This is a genomic window from Streptococcus sanguinis SK355 (assembly GCF_000212855.1).
Taxonomy (GTDB): domain Bacteria; phylum Bacillota; class Bacilli; order Lactobacillales; family Streptococcaceae; genus Streptococcus; species Streptococcus sanguinis_A.
Window position 1 is genome coordinate 52711 of the sequence record NZ_GL890993.1, and the last position, 21479, is coordinate 74189.

Annotated in this window: 21 protein-coding genes; 2 read left to right on the forward strand and 19 right to left on the reverse strand. The window is 42.5% G+C overall.

The features are described 5' to 3' along the window. Window positions 1–112: 112 nt before the first annotated feature. The 18 genes from HMPREF9389_RS10950 to HMPREF9389_RS10865 all read right to left on the reverse strand — a co-directional run bounded on the left by HMPREF9389_RS10950 (window position 113) and on the right by HMPREF9389_RS10865 (window position 19339). Window positions 113–526 (reverse strand): hypothetical protein, encoded by a 414-nt coding sequence (locus HMPREF9389_RS10950; protein WP_002927540.1) that lies wholly within the window; start codon window positions 524–526, stop codon window positions 113–115. Beyond that, window positions 501–1334 carry a hypothetical protein gene (locus HMPREF9389_RS10945; protein WP_002927542.1) on the reverse strand — a complete coding sequence of 278 codons (834 nt, stop codon included), beginning with the start codon at window positions 1332–1334 and terminating at the stop codon, window positions 501–503. Before HMPREF9389_RS10945 ends, HMPREF9389_RS10950 begins: the two co-directional genes overlap by 26 nt. A 50-nt stretch (window positions 1335–1384) precedes the next feature. Further along, complete coding sequence (locus tag HMPREF9389_RS10940; protein WP_002927544.1) at window positions 1385–2611, reverse strand: restriction endonuclease subunit S; 1227 nt, start codon at window positions 2609–2611, stop codon at window positions 1385–1387. Next, complete coding sequence (locus HMPREF9389_RS10935; protein ID WP_002927554.1) at window positions 2604–4208, reverse strand: HsdM family class I SAM-dependent methyltransferase; 1605 nt, start codon at window positions 4206–4208, stop codon at window positions 2604–2606. The genes HMPREF9389_RS10940 and HMPREF9389_RS10935 overlap by 8 nt, the downstream gene beginning before the upstream one ends. Continuing rightward, window positions 4208–7279, reverse strand: coding sequence for a type I restriction endonuclease (locus HMPREF9389_RS10930; RefSeq protein WP_002927555.1), 3072 nt, complete (start codon window positions 7277–7279; stop codon window positions 4208–4210). The genes HMPREF9389_RS10935 and HMPREF9389_RS10930 overlap by 1 nt, the downstream gene beginning before the upstream one ends. A gap of 204 nt (window positions 7280–7483) precedes the next feature. Further along, window positions 7484–8329, reverse strand: a complete 846-nt coding sequence (locus tag HMPREF9389_RS10925) for an aldo/keto reductase (protein WP_002927558.1) — start codon at window positions 8327–8329, stop codon at window positions 7484–7486. Window positions 8330–8409: 80 nt separating this feature from the next. After that, on the reverse strand, window positions 8410–8604 hold the full coding sequence (locus tag HMPREF9389_RS10920; RefSeq protein ID WP_002893553.1) for a hypothetical protein: 195 nt from the start codon (window positions 8602–8604) through the stop codon (window positions 8410–8412). A 158-nt stretch (window positions 8605–8762) separates the two neighbouring features. Continuing rightward, entirely contained in the window at window positions 8763–9914 is a 1152-nt protein-coding gene (gene nagA / locus HMPREF9389_RS10915; protein WP_002927561.1) for an N-acetylglucosamine-6-phosphate deacetylase, read from the reverse strand. Window positions 9915–10154: 240 nt separating this feature from the next. Continuing rightward, window positions 10155–10505 carry a 30S ribosome-binding factor RbfA gene (gene rbfA, locus HMPREF9389_RS10910; RefSeq protein ID WP_002908941.1) on the reverse strand — a complete coding sequence of 117 codons (351 nt, stop codon included), beginning with the start codon at window positions 10503–10505 and terminating at the stop codon, window positions 10155–10157. Window positions 10506–10681: 176 nt separating this feature from the next. Next, entirely contained in the window at window positions 10682–13474 is a 2793-nt protein-coding gene (infB, locus tag HMPREF9389_RS10905; protein WP_002927563.1) for a translation initiation factor IF-2, read from the reverse strand. A 19-nt stretch (window positions 13475–13493) separates the two neighbouring features. Then, a complete protein-coding gene (locus tag HMPREF9389_RS10900) occupies window positions 13494–13790 on the reverse strand; it encodes a YlxQ-related RNA-binding protein (RefSeq protein ID WP_002918063.1) in 297 nt (98 codons plus the stop codon). Then, complete coding sequence (gene rnpM / locus HMPREF9389_RS10895; protein WP_002923338.1) at window positions 13783–14079, reverse strand: RNase P modulator RnpM; 297 nt, start codon at window positions 14077–14079, stop codon at window positions 13783–13785. Before rnpM ends, HMPREF9389_RS10900 begins: the two co-directional genes overlap by 8 nt. Window positions 14080–14089: 10 nt before the next feature. Further along, window positions 14090–15337: a transcription termination factor NusA gene (nusA, locus tag HMPREF9389_RS10890; RefSeq protein ID WP_173361641.1), complete on the reverse strand. Its 1248-nt coding sequence runs from the start codon at window positions 15335–15337 to the stop codon at window positions 14090–14092. Between the two features lie 59 nt (window positions 15338–15396). Next, complete coding sequence (rimP, locus tag HMPREF9389_RS10885; protein ID WP_032906113.1) at window positions 15397–15885, reverse strand: ribosome maturation factor RimP; 489 nt, start codon at window positions 15883–15885, stop codon at window positions 15397–15399. Between the two features lie 199 nt (window positions 15886–16084). Continuing rightward, window positions 16085–16723: a tRNA (guanosine(46)-N7)-methyltransferase TrmB gene (gene trmB / locus HMPREF9389_RS10880; protein ID WP_002927567.1), complete on the reverse strand. Its 639-nt coding sequence runs from the start codon at window positions 16721–16723 to the stop codon at window positions 16085–16087. After that, on the reverse strand, window positions 16720–17514 hold the full coding sequence (ccrZ, locus tag HMPREF9389_RS10875) for a cell cycle regulator CcrZ (RefSeq protein WP_002893562.1): 795 nt from the start codon (window positions 17512–17514) through the stop codon (window positions 16720–16722). Before ccrZ ends, trmB begins: the two co-directional genes overlap by 4 nt. Before the next feature lie 50 nt (window positions 17515–17564). Beyond that, on the reverse strand, window positions 17565–18611 hold the full coding sequence (locus HMPREF9389_RS10870) for an ABC transporter permease (protein ID WP_002927568.1): 1047 nt from the start codon (window positions 18609–18611) through the stop codon (window positions 17565–17567). Beyond that, window positions 18608–19339: an ABC transporter ATP-binding protein gene (locus HMPREF9389_RS10865; RefSeq protein WP_032906116.1), complete on the reverse strand. Its 732-nt coding sequence runs from the start codon at window positions 19337–19339 to the stop codon at window positions 18608–18610. The genes HMPREF9389_RS10870 and HMPREF9389_RS10865 overlap by 4 nt, the downstream gene beginning before the upstream one ends. 68 nt (window positions 19340–19407) lie before the next feature. Between HMPREF9389_RS10865 and HMPREF9389_RS10860 the strand changes: the two genes are divergently transcribed. After that, complete coding sequence (locus HMPREF9389_RS10860) at window positions 19408–19818, forward strand: HIT family protein (RefSeq protein WP_002927571.1); 411 nt, start codon at window positions 19408–19410, stop codon at window positions 19816–19818. Window positions 19819–19827: 9 nt separating this feature from the next. Continuing rightward, complete coding sequence (locus tag HMPREF9389_RS10855) at window positions 19828–20115, forward strand: hypothetical protein (protein WP_002896907.1); 288 nt, start codon at window positions 19828–19830, stop codon at window positions 20113–20115. A gap of 120 nt (window positions 20116–20235) precedes the next feature. Here the strand turns inward: HMPREF9389_RS10855 and brpA are convergent, their stop codons facing one another. Further along, entirely contained in the window at window positions 20236–21474 is a 1239-nt protein-coding gene (brpA, locus tag HMPREF9389_RS10850; protein ID WP_002927574.1) for a biofilm formation/cell division transcriptional regulator BrpA, read from the reverse strand. Window positions 21475–21479 lie beyond the last annotated feature (5 nt).

A 21479-nucleotide genomic window follows, 5' to 3' on the forward strand; every position in this document is an offset into this window, starting at 1 on the left:
ATTATACCATCTTTAGACAATAAAAACCAGCCAAAAGTTGATTTGACTGGGATAATGAATACAAAAACAAGACATTAAATTTTGTAATATGATAAAAATTGAATTCAAAAAATTAATCATTTATTTCGACTAAAAGTAATTTAAACAACCCTTTAGTAACTACAATTATTATAATTACAATACTTAGTAAAAAACCTACATTTATAAAATTTGGAATACAATTAATACCTAAAGATAACTCCATCATATAAAGCAAACTAACTACAAATGTATAGAAATATCTAACAATTATTTCTTCCCATTTTGATGAATAAATGTTTGATTTTTTATCATACAAAACAGATCGTATAGGAGAAGAATACAGTATAGCAATAGCAGAAAGTAAGAAACCCATGATTACAGAAATAAAAGATACCGTATCACTATGATTTAGTAGCACATAACCCTTTAATAAATATGATACAAACAGACTTACTACTAAAATACCGCCAGAAATAATTCTATCTTTTCTTCGTAACTTCCTCATTTGACAAACTCTCTATTTCTTTTAGCAAAATATCTTTTACCTCTGGTCCTAAAAATTTCCCAGTTGCCGGTTGTTTCTCGACATTAATTGAAATCTTTTTGATAAACGTACCACGGTTAAACACATGTTCAAATCCAACATCATCGTTTCCTCTAATTAAGATTCCTGAAAGCTGATGATTCTCAGACTCTTTTACAATTCTTCTGAGAAATGTTTTGATTTTATTTATTTTCAGACTAGAGAGCTTTACATTCAAAGTTAAATCTTCTAAACTATCAGTTTCAAATAAATCATATAGAGCTTCACGTTTTTGTGATAAAGTTGAAAAAATATCATCTTTTGAAGTAAACTGAATTTCATCAACACTAGATAATATTTTTAAAAATTCTTCTTTATCTTCGTAAAAACCTTTTATGCTAAACTCAACCCCTGTCGTATCTTTAAGAATTTTTTCTAGCAAATTACGGTGTCTCACATCCGAAAAATACAATAAATTATTATCCAAATCGAATAAGACAAAGAATTGCTTCAAAAACTCCAGCTCTGTTTCTGATTTAGGATTTTCACGTTTTTGATTTGTATAATAGTCTGTAACAGTAGTATCTCTAGGCTCTAACTTTCCAGATTCTATAACTAAAAAAACATAATGCTTATTTTTATCAACTTCTAGATGATATAACCCATTTTCGTGTTTTAAATTACATGGAACCAACTCATCAAAAGTCCTTAAAACGGGCTGTAACCACCGCTCCCCTCTTTTTTCACTTTTAATAAATGGTTTCCATATAGAAAAAGTAAGCTCTGACATTTACTTGTCCTCAAATTCTTTCGACTTTATAATTCTATCTGCTATTTCCCCTACTCCACCTTCACCTGTCCATTCATCAGCATTGGTAAGAGCCAATCACGAAGTTGGGTGAGTTGTTTATTCTCTTCGATTAAATTAAGTTGCTGTTTTTCAATTACTTCTAATTTTTGATTAATCTCAAATAATAATTTCAACGGAATTGCAGGGACTACAATTTTGTTCATATTTTCTTGATTAATTTTCATTTGAATTGAACCTGTTTTAATTTTCATAACCGAAACATCCTTCAATAGCATCATAAGAAGTTTGCAACTATGATTCTTAATTGGTTCTAGAACATGAGCGTGATTGTTTACCCAATTTTTTCCTGAAATACGTTGTAAAATAGGGGTTCCTTTCTCTGTCATTACAGAACCATCTTCAGCCATTAAAACATAGTCTCCGTCAAAAATATAATCATTGACATAATCCATTATGCCAGTAGCACCATAATACGGTATTTCCCCTTTTACAAGCTCTCTATCATTACTAGATAACGGAACTCTTTTTGAATCATGGCATATTGTAATATCCCCCAACTTCTCCACCCCCCACCCTTCTGGAATCTCGCGTTTGAGTTCTGGATGATAGACCATTTTGCCTCCACTTGATTTGTAGGGTTTGCCATTCTGATCTGGGAAGTCAAACTGCACAAACCAGTAGTCATAGAGAGTCTTAGCCATGGCTTCCAACTCTTGGTTGATTTGGCTGTTGATTTGTATTTTTTTATCAATTGATTTTAAAACAGAAATCAATTTTCTTTGATTATCTAATGATGGCAATGTTATTTTTACAGTTTTTAAAAAATCGATTGTTAAAGCTTTCTGTACCGCTCCAATGTTGTTATATCTGATCGTTTTTTGAAATAAGTCAGATTTGAAAAAGTAGTATAGGTAATCTATGTCAATTATGTCAAAATTTATATTTCTTAACCAAATTAAATTTCCATCTTTAAAATAAAAATTAGGATCCTTTACAACCAAAATCTCACCTATCGTCCCTACAGCTGTGATAAGTACATCATTCTCTTGAGGAACCGGAAATTTTGATTTTATTTCAGAGTACTTTTCTGAAGAAATAAATAATTGTTCTGAAATGTTTTTACCACTTGAAATCTCAATCACTTCTTTACTTCTGTAAAATGGTACCCCTTGCTGAACATAATCAGATAAATGTACTCTTTTACTTGAACCAACGATACACAGTTGTTCTAAAGTATAGGTTTTAAACTCACTCATACTTGATCCCCTTCATTTGCTCTTCAATCTCCTGCTCCAGTGCATGCGATTGCTGGAAGAGGTCTGAGAGTTTGTTTTGAAAGGCGGTCATCTTGGCTTCAAACTCTTCTGCTGTGATGTCTACATAGTCGATCTTGATGTCAAAGTATTGACCTGCGCTGAGAGAGTGGTTTTTCTCCTTGATATCCTCATAAGAGACAGTGACAGAAAAGTCTTCGACAGCTTCTTTCTGGATAAAGGTCTCGATGATCTTCTGCTCTTCTTCTGGAGAGAGCACGGTCTTTTGGTTCTTGCCTTCCTTGACCTTGGTTCCGAGGTTTGATGCATCAATCAGGACGACATCGCCCTTGTTTTTCTTATCGATAAAGAGGATGGAGACGTTGGTACCTGTTGTCGCAAAGATATTGGACGGCATGGAAACGACACCTGCCAGCATTTGATTGTCCACCAAGTGCTGGCGGATGGTCTTGTCAATCCCCGACTGGGCAGTGATAAAGCCTGTCGGCAAGACAACGGCTGCTTGACCATCATCCTTGAGAGAATAGATGATATGCTGGACAAAGAGTTCGTAAATAGCCATCTTGTCCTTGGACTTTGCAGGAACCTTTGGCACCCCTGCAAAGAATCGCTCACTGGCCTCTGGCAAGGCCTCCACACGGTCACGCCACTCTGAAAAGTCCAGCTTGAAAGGAGGATTAGACACGATATAGTCCATCTTTTCTGGATGGCGGTTAGCAGTGATGGTATTTCCCTGTACGATATTATGAATGGAGTGTTGGAGGCCATTCAAGATCAGATTGAGACGGAGAAGATTAGAGGACTTCTGCGAGATATCCTGACTGTAGACCGTGGTCTTATCGACACCGATACGACTAGCCAGGTTCATGAGCAAGGTTCCCGAACCAGCTGAGGGATCGTAGATGCGCACATTTGACGGCTGGTCATGTCCCACTAGGATATCCGCAATAATCTTAGCAACAGAGTGAGGCGTGTAGTACTCGGCATACTTGCCACCACCGTCTTTGTTGTAGTCCTTGATCATGTACTCAAAAAGAGTAGAGAAAAAGTCAAAGCCTTGTGAAAAGATATCTTCGTCAAACTTGACACGGGCTAGGAGATTGATGATAGACTTTGCGACCTCGTTGCGCTTACTGCTATCTGAGATGGTATCTGTAATCAAACGCTCGTCAAAGAGACGAATAGCTGTATCCCCGTCGGTATGAACAGAGAAGATATCGTTATTGTCAATGGCGATCTGGTTGAGAGTATTTTCAAATGTCTCATAGAAATCATCTTCATTTTGCTTACGATGCAAAGTCTCAATGAACTGCTCAGGTTTGAGCTGAGCAGTCGCAGTGCCGATATCTTCCAAGAGCCAGCTATAATCATCATGGCTCATCTTAATAAGTTCCTCATAGATATTCTTAGCATCTACTGCCTTTGCCTCATAGAGAAACTTATCATTTAAAAATTTATATAAGAACGATTGGGTAAGAAGCTTGTATTCACCAGCCTCTCCTCCTAAACCAGCATGTGTAAAAACAGCTTTTAAATCATCAACTAAATCTTGGACAAGATTTTTGTATTTCTCATTCATTAATGTTGGTATTCCTCTTCATATTGTTCAAACAGTGATTCCACGAGTTTTTCAAAATTTTCTCTGGTCAAACTACTGTTTAATTTTGTTTTTTTCATTTCCTCGCGAGCTGCCTGACTAATCATCCTTTTTAGAAAAGCCTCATTATCTAGTACGCCTTGATTTTGACCAACCAGTCTATCAATCTGAATCTTAGCTCCCTTGATGACATGATAAACTGCAGGAAAAGCACTGACTTTGGATGAGTTCGTTGCATGCTTATAGCTTCTAGCAGCCATCTCATCTCCATCAAAATTCATTGTCAAACGTCTCATACGAGTTCGATAATCATCAACTGCTCCAAAAAGTTTATGATAAGCCTCTTTGGTATGCAGAATAACATCCATGGTGTATCCTTCTTCCTCATGGATCATATGTTTTTTCATAATTCGCTTGAACTCTTCAAAAAGCTGAACCCATTCAGGATCTTTTTTATCTTTATGATTATTAAGTCCATTGGCGACCCGCCGACGTAAATCGTCCAGGTCATTAGCAGCTAATCGCAATTCCTCTTCTGCAATCTTTACAAAAGAAAAACTAGTTTCCGACATCGCGAGGTTCAGTAACGCCTGGCTAGAAAAGTCATCAGGTCTTTCCATAGCAGAAAGGTTGATCAATCTTCTGGAGATGATGTTCAAAAAAGTCGAAATCATTTTGATATCAATTTGATCCATTAACTCCTTATAGCCTAGGAGACTTGCAATGTTATAGTACTGTTTCACAGATTCTATCGCTTTTTTGAGTTCAATCAACTCTCTTCTGTCCTTCACTTCATCAACAGCTATTGCAAAGGCCGCTCGATTTCCAGTTGGGTAATCCATCAAAATAAGATTTGATTTTTCCAATTCTCGACTAATCTCGTCAGCTGGGACAAAAAGAGACCCAAAGACATCTTCTCCATTTTCACCAGTGACTGTAATATCATACTCATGATTAAGTTCCTCAAGATAGGCTTGATTAGTCTTATCAAACTCTTGGGAAATATCTGCAAAGTCAACTACATAACCGAACAAATAATCTTTATAGGGTCTATTAACACGAGTCAGAGTTTGTAAGAGATTATGAGCTTTTATTTTGCGACCTAAATAAAGACGTTTTAGCCTAGGAGCGTCAAAACCAGTTAGAAGCATAGAGTAGACAATAATCAAATCAATCTTGCCTTCCTTAAATGCTTCCACCCTTTCTTTCTTATAGTCCTTATCCCCTTCATCATGCAAAATGAGAGCTGAACTTAGGTTTGTTTGACCATTTCGCCGTCGTTCCTCAAGTTGACGTTCTAGCTCACGCGCCTGTTTAGAAGAATCGCAAACAATCATCCCTCCGATAGAATCGTCATCAAAAATAAATTCCCTTGCTCTAGTGAAATCTTCTAAGATAAAATCTAACATTGGTGAGACATACTTACGATGGGCAAAGATATCTTCCTTAGACAGTCCACCACGTTGAATTTCTTCATTTATAGCCCGAAGATTTTCCTTATATGAGGTTTCAATATCTTCTCTCATCAGTCGGAGAGTAAAGCCATCGTCAATAGATTGGTTGTAGTAATATTTATGGATGTAATTTCCGAAAATATCTCGCGTCGTTGCATGACTCTCTTTGGTCCGGCCATCTTTCTTGTAAGTAATCAAAGGAGTGCCTGTTAGTGCAATTTTAATAGCGCCTTTGTCCGAGTTGTAAAGATTGGGCAGATAGGATCCTCGTTCATTGTATGACCTATGAGCTTCATCAATAAAATAAACATTTTGACAGTTAAGATCATAGCCAGAACGATCTCTCAAATCAGAACTGTCTTTGAATTTTTGGATATTTACAACAGCAACATCATAGCCATCCTGCTTTTGATTTAATTCTTTTGGTTTATTGATACGTTTAACCCGTAAACCTCGCTTAGCAAACTCTCTATAGGCTTGGTCAGCTAAATCTAGGCGATCAACAACAAAATAGAATTTTGGAATAATACGTTGTTTTGAAAAATAATTCTTTAAATAACGAATATTAAAATAAGCCAAGGCTGTCTTACCCGAACCTTGAGTATGCCAAATAACACCCTTTTTAATACCCTTTGAAATCATATCTTTGATAGCTCGGGTAGCAAAATATTGCGGATAGCGCATTACATGCTTTTGTAGTTGGCGTTGCCCGTCCTTACCTTCTTCCTCGACATAAGCAAGACCAAAACGCAACATAAAAAAGAGACGCTCTTTTTGGTAAATGGAAGTCAGAAACGAATTGCATGGGGTATCCGGCTGCATATTTGTTGCAAACTCTGGAAGGGTTTGAAGCGGGAGCTGATTCATATCTCCTAAAACATTTTCAATATCTTCCTGAGTCAGAGACTGAAAAGCATGAAGAAAATCGGCCTCCCTTTCTTCCTTAAACGCATTGAATTTTGTCTTAGAAAAGGAGTTTGAACAATAATAAGACCCCTGTCTTTGGCCTCCTTGCCCGCTCACATAAGATGAATTATCTGAAAAGGTAATAAATTGTGTTATATTATTGAAACGGCGAAATTTCTTGTTTTCAAAGCGATATCTTGTTCTATCCTGCTCGGATTGAATACCTGTTTTCCCATCTCTAATCGCATTGGGCTGTTTCACCTCAATATAAGAGAGCGGCAAGCCATTAATAAAAACCATCGCATCTGGTCTGAACTCATCATTGCCATTTTTACAAGAAACTTCCAAGGCTACATGAAAAGTGTTCTCCTCCAGATTGTTCCAATCAATGTAGGTTGCCCCTTCATTCCCCTGAATACGATTATAGAAAGCTCGCCCCAAATCATTTTGATTCAATTCTAGCTTAATATTATTTAAATCTCGTTCAAAGTCCATATCTGTTGCATAATTATTCAACTTACGATACTGTTCTCTAAAAATAGATACCAAAATATTCGTTTCAGGATCCCTTTCAACAATTTCTTGGCTTTTACGAGACAGATAGGTATAGCCCATCCGAATTAAGTGAAGTACAGCAGGAATTTGGACGCGAGTTAATTCAGAAAATTTAATTTGATCTGCTCTTGTTCTCATATAATCAACCCTTACTATAAAATCTATTATTTCTTATTATACCATTTTTTCATTCGTTTCTTATTCATTACATAAAATAAATCAGCTAACGAAAAATCTCTCAATATATAAACTGAGAGATTTATTTTATCTTCAATATGTTCGTGTCCTAAATCTAATGACTTAGAAACTAGTATCGAGCAATTTCCTGTTTAGGATTTGCATCTAAAAATCCATCCCATCCGGATTTGGTGCGCCACCGGCCAAACCGCTGACATTTTTGAGCACTTCCAAGTCCGCATCATCTAGCGCAATGTCAAAGCAGTCTAGATTGCTGGCAATCCGGCTCGGAGTGACCGACTTAGGCAGGGGCAGGAAGCCTTCCTGCAAACTCCAAGCTAGCGCGACTTGAGCAATGGTCTTACCATACTTGTCTGCCACAGCCTGCACGGCTGGATTTTGGAAGAGCTCACCTTGGCCAAATGGTCCCCAAGCTTCCAGTAAAATCTCATGTTCACGGCAGAAGTTGACCGCCTCTGTCTGATAGACACCTGGAGCCAGGCGGATTTGATTGACAGCAGGAGTCATACGCGCTGTCTCAAGCAAGGCTTCTAAGTGATGAGGCAGGAAATTGCTGACGCCAATCGCTCGAATCTTGCCGAGATTATAGAGGTCTTCCATAGCACGCCAGACTTCGGCATTGCGATTTTTCCAAGCATCATTTTCCCTCAAGGGTTTGGGATTAGGCCAGTGGATGAGGTAGAGATCCAGATAGTCCAGTCCCAACCGCTCCATTGAGGCAGCAAAGGCCTCTTGAGCCTCCTCATAAGTATGAATGTCATTCCAAAGCTTGGTCGTGATGAAGAGCTCCTCCCGCGGGATGCCGCTGTCCTTGATTGCCCGTCCGACACTCTCTTCGTTCTTATAGATGGCTGCCGTATCAATGTGACGATAGCCTGCCTTGAGAGCGGCTAAGGTTGCCTGATAGGCTTCTTCGCCATCCTGAGCCTTCCAAGTACCGAAGCCCAGCACCGGAATGCCAACACCATTGTTCAAAAGATATTCTCTCATCTCACGTCTCCTTTATAAGTTTCATCTACTGCTTGCCTTCAGTAAGGCAGCTGCTACAGTGATTACAAGAGCAGAACTGCTCACTTCTTTTCTTTTTTCTTCAGTATTGGCTTAGGTTTGAAGATATTTTCCTTGGTCGGCTCCATGCCTTTACTGAAAAAGCTATAGATGATGAAAGCAGCTCCTGCGACAAGGATCAAGATTCGTCCAAAGATCAGTCCCGCCAGTAGCAAAACAAGGCCCATTATCAAAAATTTCGCATCAATTCGTTTCATAGCCTACTCCTGTTTACATTATAGTCTCATTATATCACGCCTAAGAAAGCAATTCAAATCTAGGCGAAGGTTATCAAGTTGTCCGCCAATCAAAAAGAACAGGTTTCCCTGCTCTTTCTGAAAAATATAAGGAGACTAATTTAAAATACCTGCAGTTCTCATACATGGAAACGTTCTTGACCATCAAGATAAGTAGCTACCAGCTCTAAATCTTTATCCAAGACGATAAAGTCAGCGTCGTAGCCTTCCTTGATTTGTCCGCAGACATCATCAATATGGACGGATTTCGCCGGAATCAGGCTAGCCATCATGACTGCCTGATGAGGATTGGCAATGCCCCATTTGACCACATTTTTCAATCCGTCCTTGAGTTTGAGGATCGAGCCAGCTAGATTGCCCGTTGACTTGAGCCGAGCTGTTCCTTCCGCCACAACCACTGGAAATTCTCCCAGCATGTAGTCGCCATCTTCAAGACCTCCTGCGGTCATACAGTCAGTAATGAGAGCAATATTTTCATGTCCCTTCTGCTTGAGCAAGATGTCACAGGCCTTAGGGTCCACATGATGGCCGTCACAAATCAGTTCCGCATAGGTATAGGGCAACTCATACATGGCACCAACCATGCCCAGCTCCCGGTGGGTCAAGCCCCGCATACCGTTATAGGCATGCACCCAGACACTGGCACCTGCTTCGACAGCAGTTTTGGCTTCATCATAGGTTGCGTTAGAATGCCCCAGAGCAACGGTCACACCTTCATCAGTCAGCGTACGGACAAATTCCTCTACGCCTTCACGCTCTGGCGCGAGAGCAATCTTATTAAGCAAGCCATTTGCGGCCTTCTGCCAAGCACGAAACTCAGCCATGCTAGGATCTTTCATATAGGCCGGATTTTGAGCACCTTTATACTTCTCGGTAAAGTAAGGTCCTTCAAAATAGAGACCACGAATCTTGGCTCCGCTAGCTTCTTGATAGCGTGCACCGATATTTTCAGTAACCGCTAAGAGCCGCTCATAGGACGAAGTCAGCGTTGTAGGTAAAAAGCTGGTCACACCAGTAGTCAAGAGACCCTCACTCATAGTATGAAGAGTTCCTTCGATGTTATTGTCCATTACATCAACACCGCCGAAGCCGTGAATATGAGTGTCCACTAGACCTGGTGCAATCGAGTAGCCACTGTAGTCTATGACTTCTGCATCCTGCGGAACAGACTGCACCAGCTTGCCAAACTTGCCGTCAATCAGCTCTAAATAACCTCCCTGGCGGATTCCCTGAGGATAGAAAAATTGATCTGCTTTAATATATGTAGGCATAAGACTGCCTCCCTTGTTCTTGAGTTCTGTATTCTCTGCTATTCAAAGCGGAATTCTGTGATAGAGCTAGCATCTTTCTATAGCTGCTTTCTAACTCCCACTTTTGAATCTCTGAGTTTTCTTGACTATATTATAACTCTTTCTTTTTTATTTGTAAATGGTATATACCTATTTTTATGGAAAATTGTTATATTAAATTAAAAAATAAGAAAACCCAGCCATGACAGCTGAGTTTCTGCTTTACTTTTTATCTAAATCGCGCAGCATCTGGTCGATTTTATTGCCATACTCGATAGATTCGTCCTTGACAAAGGTCAAATCTGGAATCTTGTACATCTTCAGATTGTGACCCAGCTCCCGCTTGATGGTACCGGTCGCTTTTTCCAGACCGGTCTGAGCTTTTTGATTATCAGAGGCCAGATTGCTCATAATCGTGTAATAGACCTTGGCCATGGATAGATCGCCCAGCATTTGGACATCGGTGATGGTCACTCCCTGCACCCGCGGATCACGAACTTTTTTCTGTAAGATTTCATTGACTTCGCGCTTGATTTCCATGCCGACACGGTCTGTACGAAAATTGTTTGCCATGAGATTTCCTTTCTAATTTTTCTCTTCTGCAATATAAGCTAGGCTAGGCCTAGCTTATATTTTAATTTTAATGAATAAAATTTCTTCTAAACTCTTTGTGAAAAAAGATGTGAGACTAAAATTATAGACTTCCACCAACAATGATTTCACTGCGAGTTTTTAACGGACTTCTTATCTTATTTCTTAATTTCTTCCATGATGTAGGCTTCAATCGTGTCATCTACTTGGATGTCATTGTAGCCATCAATCATGAGTCCACCTTCGCGGCCGTTAGTAACTTCCTTAACATCATCCTTGAAGTGCTTGAGGCTGGCAAGCTCCCCATCGTAAATCACGACGCCATCACGGATAACACGAACCTTGGAATCACGGGTAACTTTACCGTTGATAACCATAAATCCACCGATAGTACCAACCTTGGAAACCTTGAAGGTCTCGCGGATAAGAGCTTCCCCGATGATTTTTTCTTCGTATTCTGGATCCAGCATTCCCTTCATGGCATCTTCCATTTCCTCGATAACCTTGTAGATAATGCTGTGGAGACGGATTTCGACATCATCAGCTTCTGCCTGCTGGCGAGCTTGAGATGTAGGACGAACATTAAATCCGATGATGAAGGCATTTGAAGCTTCTGCTAGTGTTACGTCTGACTCATTGATAGCACCAACCGCTGAGTGGACGATGGTAATCTTAACGCCTTCCACTTCAATCTTCTGCAGGGATGCAGACAGGGCTTCTACAGAACCTTGTACATCAGCCTTGATGATAACATTAACAGACTTGACTTCACCAGCTTTGAGGGTATCAAAGAGATTTTCCAGACTGACGCGGTGAGTAGCTTGACGTTGCTTAAGAAGTGCACGTTTGGCACGTTCTTCACCGGCTGCACGCGCAGCTTTTTCATCTTCATAAACCGCAAAGTGGTCACCAGCCATCGGAGTTTCATTGAGACCAGTGATAGAAACCGGTGTAGATGGCCCTGCCACCTTAACACGACGGCCCAGGTCATTGGTCATAGCCCGAACCCGACCGAAGGTATTACCAACAACGATTGGATCCTGCACATTCAGAGTTCCCTGCTGAACCAGAAGGGTTGCGACAGCACCTTTTCCTTTATCCAGACGGGCTTCAATGACTGTACCAATCGCCCGAACAGTCGGATCTGCCTTGAGCTCTTGAATTTCAGCCACCAAGAGGACTGTTTCCAGCAAGCTATCGATATTTTGATTGAATTTCGCTGAAATTTCAACAAATTCAGAATCTCCACCCCAAGCTGTTGACATGACACCATGCTCAGCCAATTCACCAATTACACGCTCAGGATTCGCTCCTGGCTTATCAATCTTGTTGATAGCTACGATGATTGGGACATCAGCCGCCTTGGAGTGGTTGATAGCTTCAATCGTTTGTGGCATAACACCGTCATCAGCCGCCACGACCAGGATAGTGATATCCGTAACAGAAGCACCGCGGGCCCGCATAGAAGTAAAGGCCGCGTGTCCAGGCGTATCCAAGAAAGTAATCTTCTTGCCGCTTTCTTCAATCTGGTAAGCACCGATGTGCTGAGTGATACCACCCGCTTCACCTGTTGCTACGCGAGAGTTACGCAGGGTATCCAAGAGGGTCGTTTTACCATGGTCAACGTGTCCCATGATGGTGACAACTGGCGGACGCTCTACCAAGGCATCTTGGTTGATATAACCTTCTTCTACGAAGAAGCGCTCAATGTCAGCTGTGTCAACTTCCACCTTCTTCTTAGCTTCAATACCGTAGTCCACCATGAGGAGCTCAATAGTATCGCCGTCAAGAGATTGGTTTTGCGTTGCCATTACGCCCATCATAAAGAGTTTCTTGACAATTTCAGCTGGCTCGCGCTTAATCCGTTTTGCGATTTCTGCAACGGTCATTCCGTCTGTATATTCAAATTCAGTTGGCAACTCATGGAACTTACGTTCTGTAACAGGTTTTGGTGCCTGGTTATTGTTGCCCTTTCCTTTTTTGTTTTTCTTGTTTTTATTCCAATTACTATTTCTTTGATTTCTCACTTGATTTTGACTGCTTCGATTCTTTTGTTGTTTTCTTGGACCTTCTTCTTCGCGATCAAAATCATCGCGCTTCTTATCTGGTCGAGCTTGCTTCTTACGACGCGTATCCACAGCGGCTGGCGCTGGGCTTGGATTCGCTGCTGGAGCAGACGAAGCTGGTGCAGGCTGAACTGTTGCACTTGCTTCTGCCTTAGGCTGCTCCTTGCGGCGGTTTTGCCGTTCCATAACTTCTTTAGCTTCTTGTGCTTGCTTAAAGCGTTCCTCGCTGGAGCGAGCGTATTCAGCATTCTGCTCTGCTTTCAAAGCAGCGGCCCGAGCCTTAAAGTCCATCTTCGGTCCTTGAGGCTGTTGGCGGTTTTGACCGTTAAATCCTTGATGATTCTGGCCATTGTGGCGGCCATCTTGACCACGATTATCGCGACGGTCATTTGTACGATTGCTCCTATCTCGGTCGTTGCGGTTTCCGCGATTCTTATTTCGATTATCGCGATCCTCACGCTTGCCTTGCTCTTTGTTTTGTGGTTTGCGGTTGCCTTGCTGCTTCCGACGTTCTGCCTCTTCCTTAGCTCTCGCTTCACGCTCTGCCTTAAAGTTCCGGCTTTGCGGGCGCTTGACAGGCGCTACCGTTTCTGCTTTCACTTCTGGCTTAGCAGCTGCTTTTGCTTCTGTCTGTTCTGCCTTGACTGGCGCAGCCTCTTTGGCAGGAGTTTTTTGCGATGAAGGCTGAGCTGCTGCAGGATTTTCTGCAGGAGCTTGAGGTGCGGCTGCTTTCTTGAAGCTGGATTTGATTCGCTCACCAGCATCAGCTTCTACGCTGGATGAATGACTCTTGACATCCAGACCCAGCTCCTTAGCACGAGCCACTACCTCCTTGCTTTCTTTTCCCAGTTCTTTGGCGATTTCATACAATCTTACTTTAGACAAATCTTGTCCTCCTCTTCTATTACATAAGAGACCTCATTTTCTTTGTAAAACCAGCATCTGTCACGGCGAGCACTTTTCTGGCCTTGCCAATGGCAGAGCTTAATTCCAGTGTTGAAAACACGGTTGATACTTCTACTTGGTAGTAACGACTTTTATCAGTGATTTTCTTGCTGAGATTAGGAGCTGCATCCTGGGCCAAAAAGACCAGATCTGCTTTTCCCTCCTGTATAGCTTTGACGGTCAGCTCCTCACCAGAAATGATGCGGCCGGCCCGCTGAGCCAGTCCCAGCATATTTGCAAGTTTCTCTTTATTCAAGACCTAACTCTCTTCTTTTGACCTTATGATCGACATAAGCGATTAACTCATCATAGAAAGCCTCATCCACTTCCATATTAAAGCTGCGGTTAAAGACCCGCTTCTTCTTGGCTTGAAGAGCTTCCTGATTATCCAGCTTGATATAGGCTCCACGGCCGTTGGCCTTGCCTGTCGGATCGATAAAGACTTGACCTTCCTTGTTCTTGACAATCCGCAGCAAATCACGCTTGTCAATCACTTCGTTGGACACCACTGATTTTCTTAAAGGGATTTTTCTTGTTTTTGCCATTCCAGCCCCCTTAATCTAGTTCTTCAGCTTCGCTTTCTAAACCAGCTGTTTCCAGTACAGTTTCCTCTGCAGCTGCGTCAAAATCTGTTGCTGAAAATTCTGTCTCTAGAACATCCGCATCCGCAAGAATTTCTTCTGCTTCCTGAGCAAATCCGCCCAGTTCATTGGCTGCTTCCATTTCTTCAAACTCTGTGGCAGACTTGATATCAATTCTAAAGCCTGTCAAATGAGCTGCTAAGCGTACGTTCTGTCCGCGACGACCGATAGCCAGAGAAAGCTTGCTGTCCGGTACGACAACCAAGGCCCGCTTGTTATCTTCTTCGTTAAAGATAACTTGGTCAACCTCTGCTGGAGCAATAGCGTTGTAGATAAATTCAGCTGGATCTGCTACCCACTCGATGACGTCGATATTTTCTTCAGTCGGTACCATACGACCGCTCTTGGGATCATATTTGGCAGGATGGAACTTGCTAGTAATTTTCTTGATATTAGCTCCACCGCGTCCGACGATTGTTCCGATGGCATCCACATTAGGATTGTGACTGCGAACCGCTACCTTGGTCCGATCGCCTGCTTCCCGTGACACGCTCATGATTTCCACAGTTCCGTCATAGACTTCAGGGATTTCCTGCTCCATCAAGCGCTTAATCATTTCTGGATGGCTGCGGCTTACAAAGACATTGACACCGCGAGGATTGTCTTCTACCTTGTAGACAAAGACTTCAATGCGGTCATGAGAGGCAAAGACCTCACCAGGAATCTGATCTTGTTTCGATAGCTGCGCTTCAATGCTGCCAAGATTGACATAGATAAAGCGATTGTCAAAGCGCTCCACCGTTCCTGACATGATTTCATTTTCATGCTCTTTATAGGTATTGTAGGTGATAGCTCGGGTCTGCTTGCGCATCTTTTCCATGATGGTTTGCTTGGCAGACTGAGCAGCGACACGGCCAAATTCAGCCGGCGCTTCTTCAAACTTGATCTTATCTCCCAACTCATAGGCTGAACTGATAGCCAAGGCATCTTTGAGGCTGATTTCCAAACGGCTGTCAAAGACCTCGTCCACGACTTCGCGAACAGTATAGACACGGAAATCTCCTGACTTTTCGTCGAACTCAATGGCTACGCTGTCTGCCTGACCATAGCGACGACGATAGGCTGAGCGGAGTGACTCGGTCACCGCGTCAATGATATCTTCTTTCTTGATTCCTTTGTCTTCTTCCAAAATGCGGAAGGCCTCTAGCATTTCTTTACTCATTTTCATATGACTTTTGCCGAAACAAAAGTGTTCCTTTCTTTTCTATATTGCTTCTGCGGCTAAAACTTAACGGCTAATCTGGCTTTGGAAACCAGACTGTAGAGAATTTCGACTTCTTTTCTGCGAGTCTTGTCCAGATATTCCATTCGCAGAACATCCTCTTCAAAGCTCAGCAAGGTGCCTTCAAAGACTTTCTGCTTGTCAACAGCCTTATAGAGACTGACATGGATATAACTGCCGACTGCATCGGCTAGCTGTTCCTTGGTCTTGAGCGGACGCTCCAAGCCTGGACTGGTCACTTCCAGAAAATACTGTTCCGGGAAGGGATCTGGCTTGATTTGATCCAAGAGCGGACTGATAATATCCGTCAAATCCGCTGTATCATTGACCGTAATACCTTCGGGCTTGTCCACAAAGACACTGAGAACGTAGTCCCCGCCCATCTTTCCGTACTCAATATCGACTAATTCATAGGGGGCCAAAATGGCTGGTTCAATAACCTCCCTCACCAATTCAACAATCGTTGCGATATGACGACACCTCCTCACAGATAAGAGGCGAAGATACTTCCTCGCCTCTCTTTCCTTATTCATTACTAGTATTATAGCACGACAAGTCCCAGAATGCAAGGGAAATATGCTGTGCAAGCTTTTAAAGACCGAATGCCACTTAAAATACTCTTATTTTCAAGTAGAATTCTTTCCTAATAATAAAGTCTTCAAGGAGTATTTCCTCGAAGACTCTTTCTTATTCAAACACTGCTTCCACGCGGTAGATGACTTGTCCCTTGTTAGCAAATTTCTGCTCATACTCAGTCAGGACATTGTCTTCAAAGTCGCTGGCATGCAAATCTAACCACACGCCCTTTAACTTCATACCATACTGTGAAAAGCTTACTAGGCTATATTCAAAAAGACCGCGGTTGTCCGTTTTGAAGTGGATTTCTCCATTTTCCGGCAAAATCTGCTGATAGGTCGCCAGAAAGGACTGATAGGTCAGACGGCGCTTTTCATGACGTTTCTTGGGCCAAGGATCCGAGAAGTTCAGATAGAGGCGGTCAATCTCGCCCTCTTCAAAATAATCAGTCAGATCCGAACCGTCCACCCAGAGAAGCTTGATATTGGGCACATCCGTTGCTAGCACCTTGTCCAAGGCATAGCTGAGGACCGATTTCTGGATATCAATCCCAATGTAGTTGATATCCGGATTGGCCTTGGCCATACCGGACACAAAAGCTCCTTTGCCGCTACCAACCTCTACATGAATGGGGTGATCATTGCCAAAAATCTCCTGCCATCTGCCCTTGGCATCTGCCGGATTCAAAATCACATACTGGGGATGCGCCTCTAGCAGTTCCGTCGCTCCCTTACGATTCCTTACTCTCATTGTCCTCTTCCGTATTTGGAACGGAAGTTTCGTAATGCGTAAATCTCCCGGTTCACATTTTCTAAATCATTGTTTTCATAGTATTTGGCAATCTGCATCAGATAAGAATACTGACCAAACCAGTATAGCTTATTGAAAACAGTCTGATTATACTTATAGCCATAAGCGCTCAGCCACTCTTGCCAACCTGAATCAGGCACATAATGGCTTAAAATATGAGCTACATCCATCATCCTGTCTGTCAGACGCACAGAATCCCAATCCACTAAGTAAATAAGCCCGCTGTCGGTCTCTACCCAATTGCTGTGACGCACATCTCCGTGAACGATGGTTGCATAATCCTCACGAAAGGCCGGCACAGTCTGTCGCAGGTCTCGGATAACTGATTGCAGATATTGATTATTTCTCAAAGCAAGCGGCACTTGATTGAGCCAAGCATTCAGCAAATCAGTCGGCGTTTCCAAAGTATAGCCCAGCTTGGTCAGCTGCGTCATCAATGGGCGCGAGCGATGCAGCCGAGTCAAAATATTGATTACTTGCTTTTTGGACATATCATTTGGGGTCAGAATAGTGCCTGAAAGCCATTCCTGCCCGCTCATTACGTTTCCGTCCGGCATCCGGCGGCTCCACAAAAGCTGCGGTGCGATTTGTTCTCGAGCTAAGCCTGCTAAGATAGGGGTTGTATTCATCTTGACGAAAACGCGCCCCCCGTCCGGATAAGTCCCCATATAGGCCTTTCCGCTCTTACCAGCTATCGGTGTCAGGGTCAGCTCGTTATCAACCAAGTCCATGTTTCCCCTCCGTAAAAAGTTTCTTTATCATTTTACTAGTTTTACCTCTTTTAGTCAACCAATCTCCGTAACTTAAACGGCAGATAGAACAGATAGAGTAGGGCAGTTGCTCCCAGCATGGCCAGCACTGCTGTCTTGTCTTGGAAAAAGATCAGAGAAGTCAGCACTTCAGCCAAGAGAACACTGCTGCCAATAGATGTGATAATTTGTCTTGCTCCCTTCAGCTTTTCCCCTCCTTCTATCGGAAAAAGCTGGGTCAAAAACTGATAGTCAAAAGCTTCATACAAGGCCGTCAGCTGGAAGAGCAAGAGGTAATTGAACAAGACCGCAAAAGCCGCAGCAATCCAAGCTTGACTGACAAAAATCAAGGCCAAAAGAGCTAGAAAGAGCAGTCTTAAGGTTAGAGCAAAGAAGTCTCCATTTCGCAAGTAAGAACGCAAAAAGAGATTCTGCCAGGTCTTGCTATGCTGCTTGCCCACAAGTCTCGTCAAACCATCAAGATAGGCCCTGCGCTTGACACTGTTTGAAATACCTTTAACATTGGTAAAGAGAGCAAAGAAGCGCAGAATCATCTGCTTTCGGGCTGCTTCATAAGCCACCAGAGACTGCCAATCTAGGCCATTTTCAGTAAAGAACTTCTTGGCCTTAGCCTGAAACAAAAACCATTTCAAGACTAGCATAAGGAGGCAGTAAAGCCCAAAGCCCCAAACAGGCAATCCCAGAGCCAGAAAAAGCGGAGCCAGTAACAGTAAGATTCCAGTCTGTAAGACTGCGTACAAGAGATAGGAACGCAGAATCTGAGCCTTGATAAAAGCCCTGACTTCTGCTTCTCTGACCAAGAGAAAGAGAACATCCGGCTTTTCCAGATAGGTCGCAATCCGTCCAAAAGGCAGTATAAAGAGCGATAGAATAACTAGACTGGCAATAATGGGGAGGTGATTGGTCGGGAAATGCCGCAAAAGCTGACTGTACTGAACACCTAAAAATCCCATAAAAATCAGAAGAAAGAGCACGAAATGATCATTAAAAACATAACGCAGGTATTTCAAACATTGCTGACGAAAATCCTGCTTTCGTTTGGCAAATAATTCTTTCATAGCGCCGCCTCTTCTGTCAGGGCTAGATAGATGTCATTCAGACTAGCATCCGGCATTTGAAATTGAGCCCGCAACTCAGTCAAGCTGCCCTTGGCCCGTACTTGACCCTTGTGCAAGATTACAAAACTATCGCACATCTTCTCAGCAGAGTCCAGAACATGGGTGCTCATCAGAATGGACTTGCCCTTCTTCTTTTCCTCATCTAAGAGTTGGATAAGGTCTGCAATAGCTACCGGATCCAGACCCAGAAAAGGCTCATCTACGATAAAAAGGCTGGGATCAACTACAAAAGCACAGATAATCATCACTTTTTGCTTCATCCCTTTTGAAAAGTGAACAGGGAACCAATCTAATTTTTCCTTGAGTCGGAACATTTCCAGCAACTTATCCACACGCTCAAAAGCTGTCTCCTGCTCAATGTCGTAAGCCATAGCTACCGTCTCAATGTGCTCGCGCAGGGTTAATTCTTCATAGAGACTAGGCGTTTCTGGAATAAAACCGATTTTCTTGCGGTAATCGCTGGGATTGGTACGCAGCTCCAGTCCATCAATTTGAATCTGCCCCTTATAAGGCGTCAAAAGACCGATAATCTCATTGATGGTCGTGGATTTGCCCGCGCCGTTGAGACCGATCAGACCAACCAGCTGGCCATTGCCCACTTCAAAGCTGACATCCTTTAAAACTGGGATATTAACATAGCCGCCCGTAAGCTCTTTGATTTCTAACATATTTTCTCCGAATTCTGGTATAATGGTTCTTATATTATAACAAAATCTAGCGAATAGAGGTACCATTTATGGCTGATTGTATTTTTTGTAAAATTATTGCCGGAGAAATCCCTTCTTCTAAAGTCTACGAAGACGAGAAAGTCCTTGCTTTTTTGGATATTTCCCAGGTAACACCAGGTCATACCTTGGTTGTCCCTAAAGAGCATTTCCGAAATGTGCTGGATATGGATGCTGAAAGCACCAGTCAGCTCTTTGCTCGCGTACCTGACATTGCTCGAAAGGTGATGAAAGCCACAGGTTCAGCTGGTATGAATATCATCAACAACAACGAAGAAATTGCTGGACAGACTGTCTTTCATACCCATGTGCATTTGGCACCGCGCTATAGTGATGCAGATGACCTCAAGATTACTTTCGCAGCCCACGAACCAGACTTTCCGGCTCTGGCTGAATTAGCTGAGAAGATTGCACAAGCTTAAGGAGGGACTATGAAACTTTCAAATATTTTCCTATTTATCGGTGCCGCAGCAGCCAGCTACAAACTGGTTGAAAACCGACAAAAAATTCAAGAAGAAATCATTGAAACAACAGATAGCCTAGACAAAGTAAAGGACAGTCTAGCCAATATCCAACGAAATATTGCCATCATTCAAGAGCAAAAAGAGCAGGTCAAAGACATTGCTCAAGATCTTACTTATAAATATAAAGTCCTTGAAAACCAAGCTCAAGTGCAGATCCAGCAAGTCAAAGACATCTGGGAAAAGTACGAGTCTTGATAGAGAAAAGGTGGGTGATAGGGAAACAAAAACTCCAATCCACTACCGCGTCAAGAACTTTCCGCCATAACCAAAAGAGACCGAGACATTTTGTCCCAGCCTCTTTTTATATTTAACTTTTTACTCTGTAGTCGCATTGACTACTGGCTGACTTTGTGGGGTGCTGACACTGACATCTGCAGCTGGGGCAGAGGACGCCGCTGGAGCAACCGGAGTCGTATTCGTAGTTCCAACTGTTGTATCTGTCGTCGGATAAGAATAATTCTCATAACCATTATTATAAGTAGGCTGACTATAAGAATTCTGGTAACTGCTATAGCTTTCTGTGCTGCTAGATGTACTGCTGCTATTGCTGCTTCTTAGACTGTTGCCGCCCATAATATCTTCATAGAGAACAGCATTGGTCTTCAGACTCTTAACTGTGTCCAAGCCCAGAGACTTGCGGATTAGATTCTGCATGCTCAGCAGATGCTCTGACGTCACTAGCTGATAGCTTCCACCGTCAGGCAAGGTCGCGTCTTCTCCACGTAGCTGCTCAGACTTGATGTTTTTAAAGGCATCCTGATAGCCTAGCAGTTGAGGAATGCTTTTTGAATCAAGCGCAATATTGGTCTGCATATTGCTGCTGACAGCTTTTAAAATGGCCTGATAATGGCTGACACTGTTGAGACTGAGAACTTTTTCAACCACTTTCTTAATTACTTCACGTTGACGCTTTTGGCGGCCATAGTCACCCTCAGGATCCTGATAACGCATGCGAGCATAGACCAGTGCCTGATCACCATTGATGGTTTGCTTGCCTGGCTCAACCTTGGCAGTATACTCAGGCTCATTATCCTCAATAGAAATTGGGAAGTCAAAGGTATTATTGACCTCAATACCGCCTACTGCGTCTACTAGCTGAACCAAGCCCTGCATATTGATCATCACATAGCGGTCGATGTGGATATTCATCAAGCCCTCAATAGTCGAAATGGCTAACTCTGCTCCGCCATTCGCATAGGCTGCATTCAGTTTGGCTTCAACTGTCTGACCGTTTTCGTCAATCTGAGTCAGAATATCACGTTCCAAACTCATCATGACTGTTTTCTTGGTCTTGGGATTGACACTCAGGAGAATCATGGTATCGCTGTTCCCGACCCAAGTATCCTCGCGGGATCCGCTCCCTGTATCTACACCCATCAGCAAGATAGTCATGGGCTTAGTTGCAGAAATAACATCTGTCTCATTTCCCAAACCCTTATAAGTCTTGGACAGTTCATCTGTTGACTGACCATAAATCGTCCAAGCATAAGTACCGATACCAGCTGTCGTTACGACAAGGAGGCTGAGAAACATCATTATAATCTTTTTAAACATATCTT

Coding starts and splice junctions, on each gene's coding strand:
- HMPREF9389_RS10945 (WP_002927542.1), bottom strand. CDS start 1,334: ATGTCAGAGCTTACTTTTTCTATATGGAAACCATTTATTAAAAGTGAA.
- trmB (WP_002927567.1), bottom strand. CDS start 16,723: ATGAGAGTAAGGAATCGTAAGGGAGCGACGGAACTGCTAGAGGCGCAT.
- nusA (WP_173361641.1), bottom strand. CDS start 15,337: ATGAGTAAAGAAATGCTAGAGGCCTTCCGCATTTTGGAAGAAGACAAA.
- HMPREF9389_RS10925 (WP_002927558.1), bottom strand. CDS start 8,329: ATGAGAGAATATCTTTTGAACAATGGTGTTGGCATTCCGGTGCTGGGC.
- nagA (WP_002927561.1), bottom strand. CDS start 9,914: ATGCCTACATATATTAAAGCAGATCAATTTTTCTATCCTCAGGGAATC.
- HMPREF9389_RS10920 (WP_002893553.1), bottom strand. CDS start 8,604: ATGAAACGAATTGATGCGAAATTTTTGATAATGGGCCTTGTTTTGCTA.
- rbfA (WP_002908941.1), bottom strand. CDS start 10,505: ATGGCAAACAATTTTCGTACAGACCGTGTCGGCATGGAAATCAAGCGC.
- HMPREF9389_RS10860 (WP_002927571.1), top strand. CDS start 19,408: ATGGCTGATTGTATTTTTTGTAAAATTATTGCCGGAGAAATCCCTTCT.
- HMPREF9389_RS10935 (WP_002927554.1), bottom strand. CDS start 4,208: ATGAATGAGAAATACAAAAATCTTGTCCAAGATTTAGTTGATGATTTA.
- brpA (WP_002927574.1), bottom strand. CDS start 21,474: ATGTTTAAAAAGATTATAATGATGTTTCTCAGCCTCCTTGTCGTAACG.
- rnpM (WP_002923338.1), bottom strand. CDS start 14,079: ATGGCAAAAACAAGAAAAATCCCTTTAAGAAAATCAGTGGTGTCCAAC.
- HMPREF9389_RS10855 (WP_002896907.1), top strand. CDS start 19,828: ATGAAACTTTCAAATATTTTCCTATTTATCGGTGCCGCAGCAGCCAGC.
- HMPREF9389_RS10865 (WP_032906116.1), bottom strand. CDS start 19,339: ATGTTAGAAATCAAAGAGCTTACGGGCGGCTATGTTAATATCCCAGTT.
- HMPREF9389_RS10950 (WP_002927540.1), bottom strand. CDS start 526: ATGAGGAAGTTACGAAGAAAAGATAGAATTATTTCTGGCGGTATTTTA.
- HMPREF9389_RS10940 (WP_002927544.1), bottom strand. CDS start 2,611: ATGAGTGAGTTTAAAACCTATACTTTAGAACAACTGTGTATCGTTGGT.
- HMPREF9389_RS10930 (WP_002927555.1), bottom strand. CDS start 7,279: ATGAGAACAAGAGCAGATCAAATTAAATTTTCTGAATTAACTCGCGTC.
- ccrZ (WP_002893562.1), bottom strand. CDS start 17,514: ATGGACTTGGTTGATAACGAGCTGACCCTGACACCGATAGCTGGTAAG.
- HMPREF9389_RS10870 (WP_002927568.1), bottom strand. CDS start 18,611: ATGAAAGAATTATTTGCCAAACGAAAGCAGGATTTTCGTCAGCAATGT.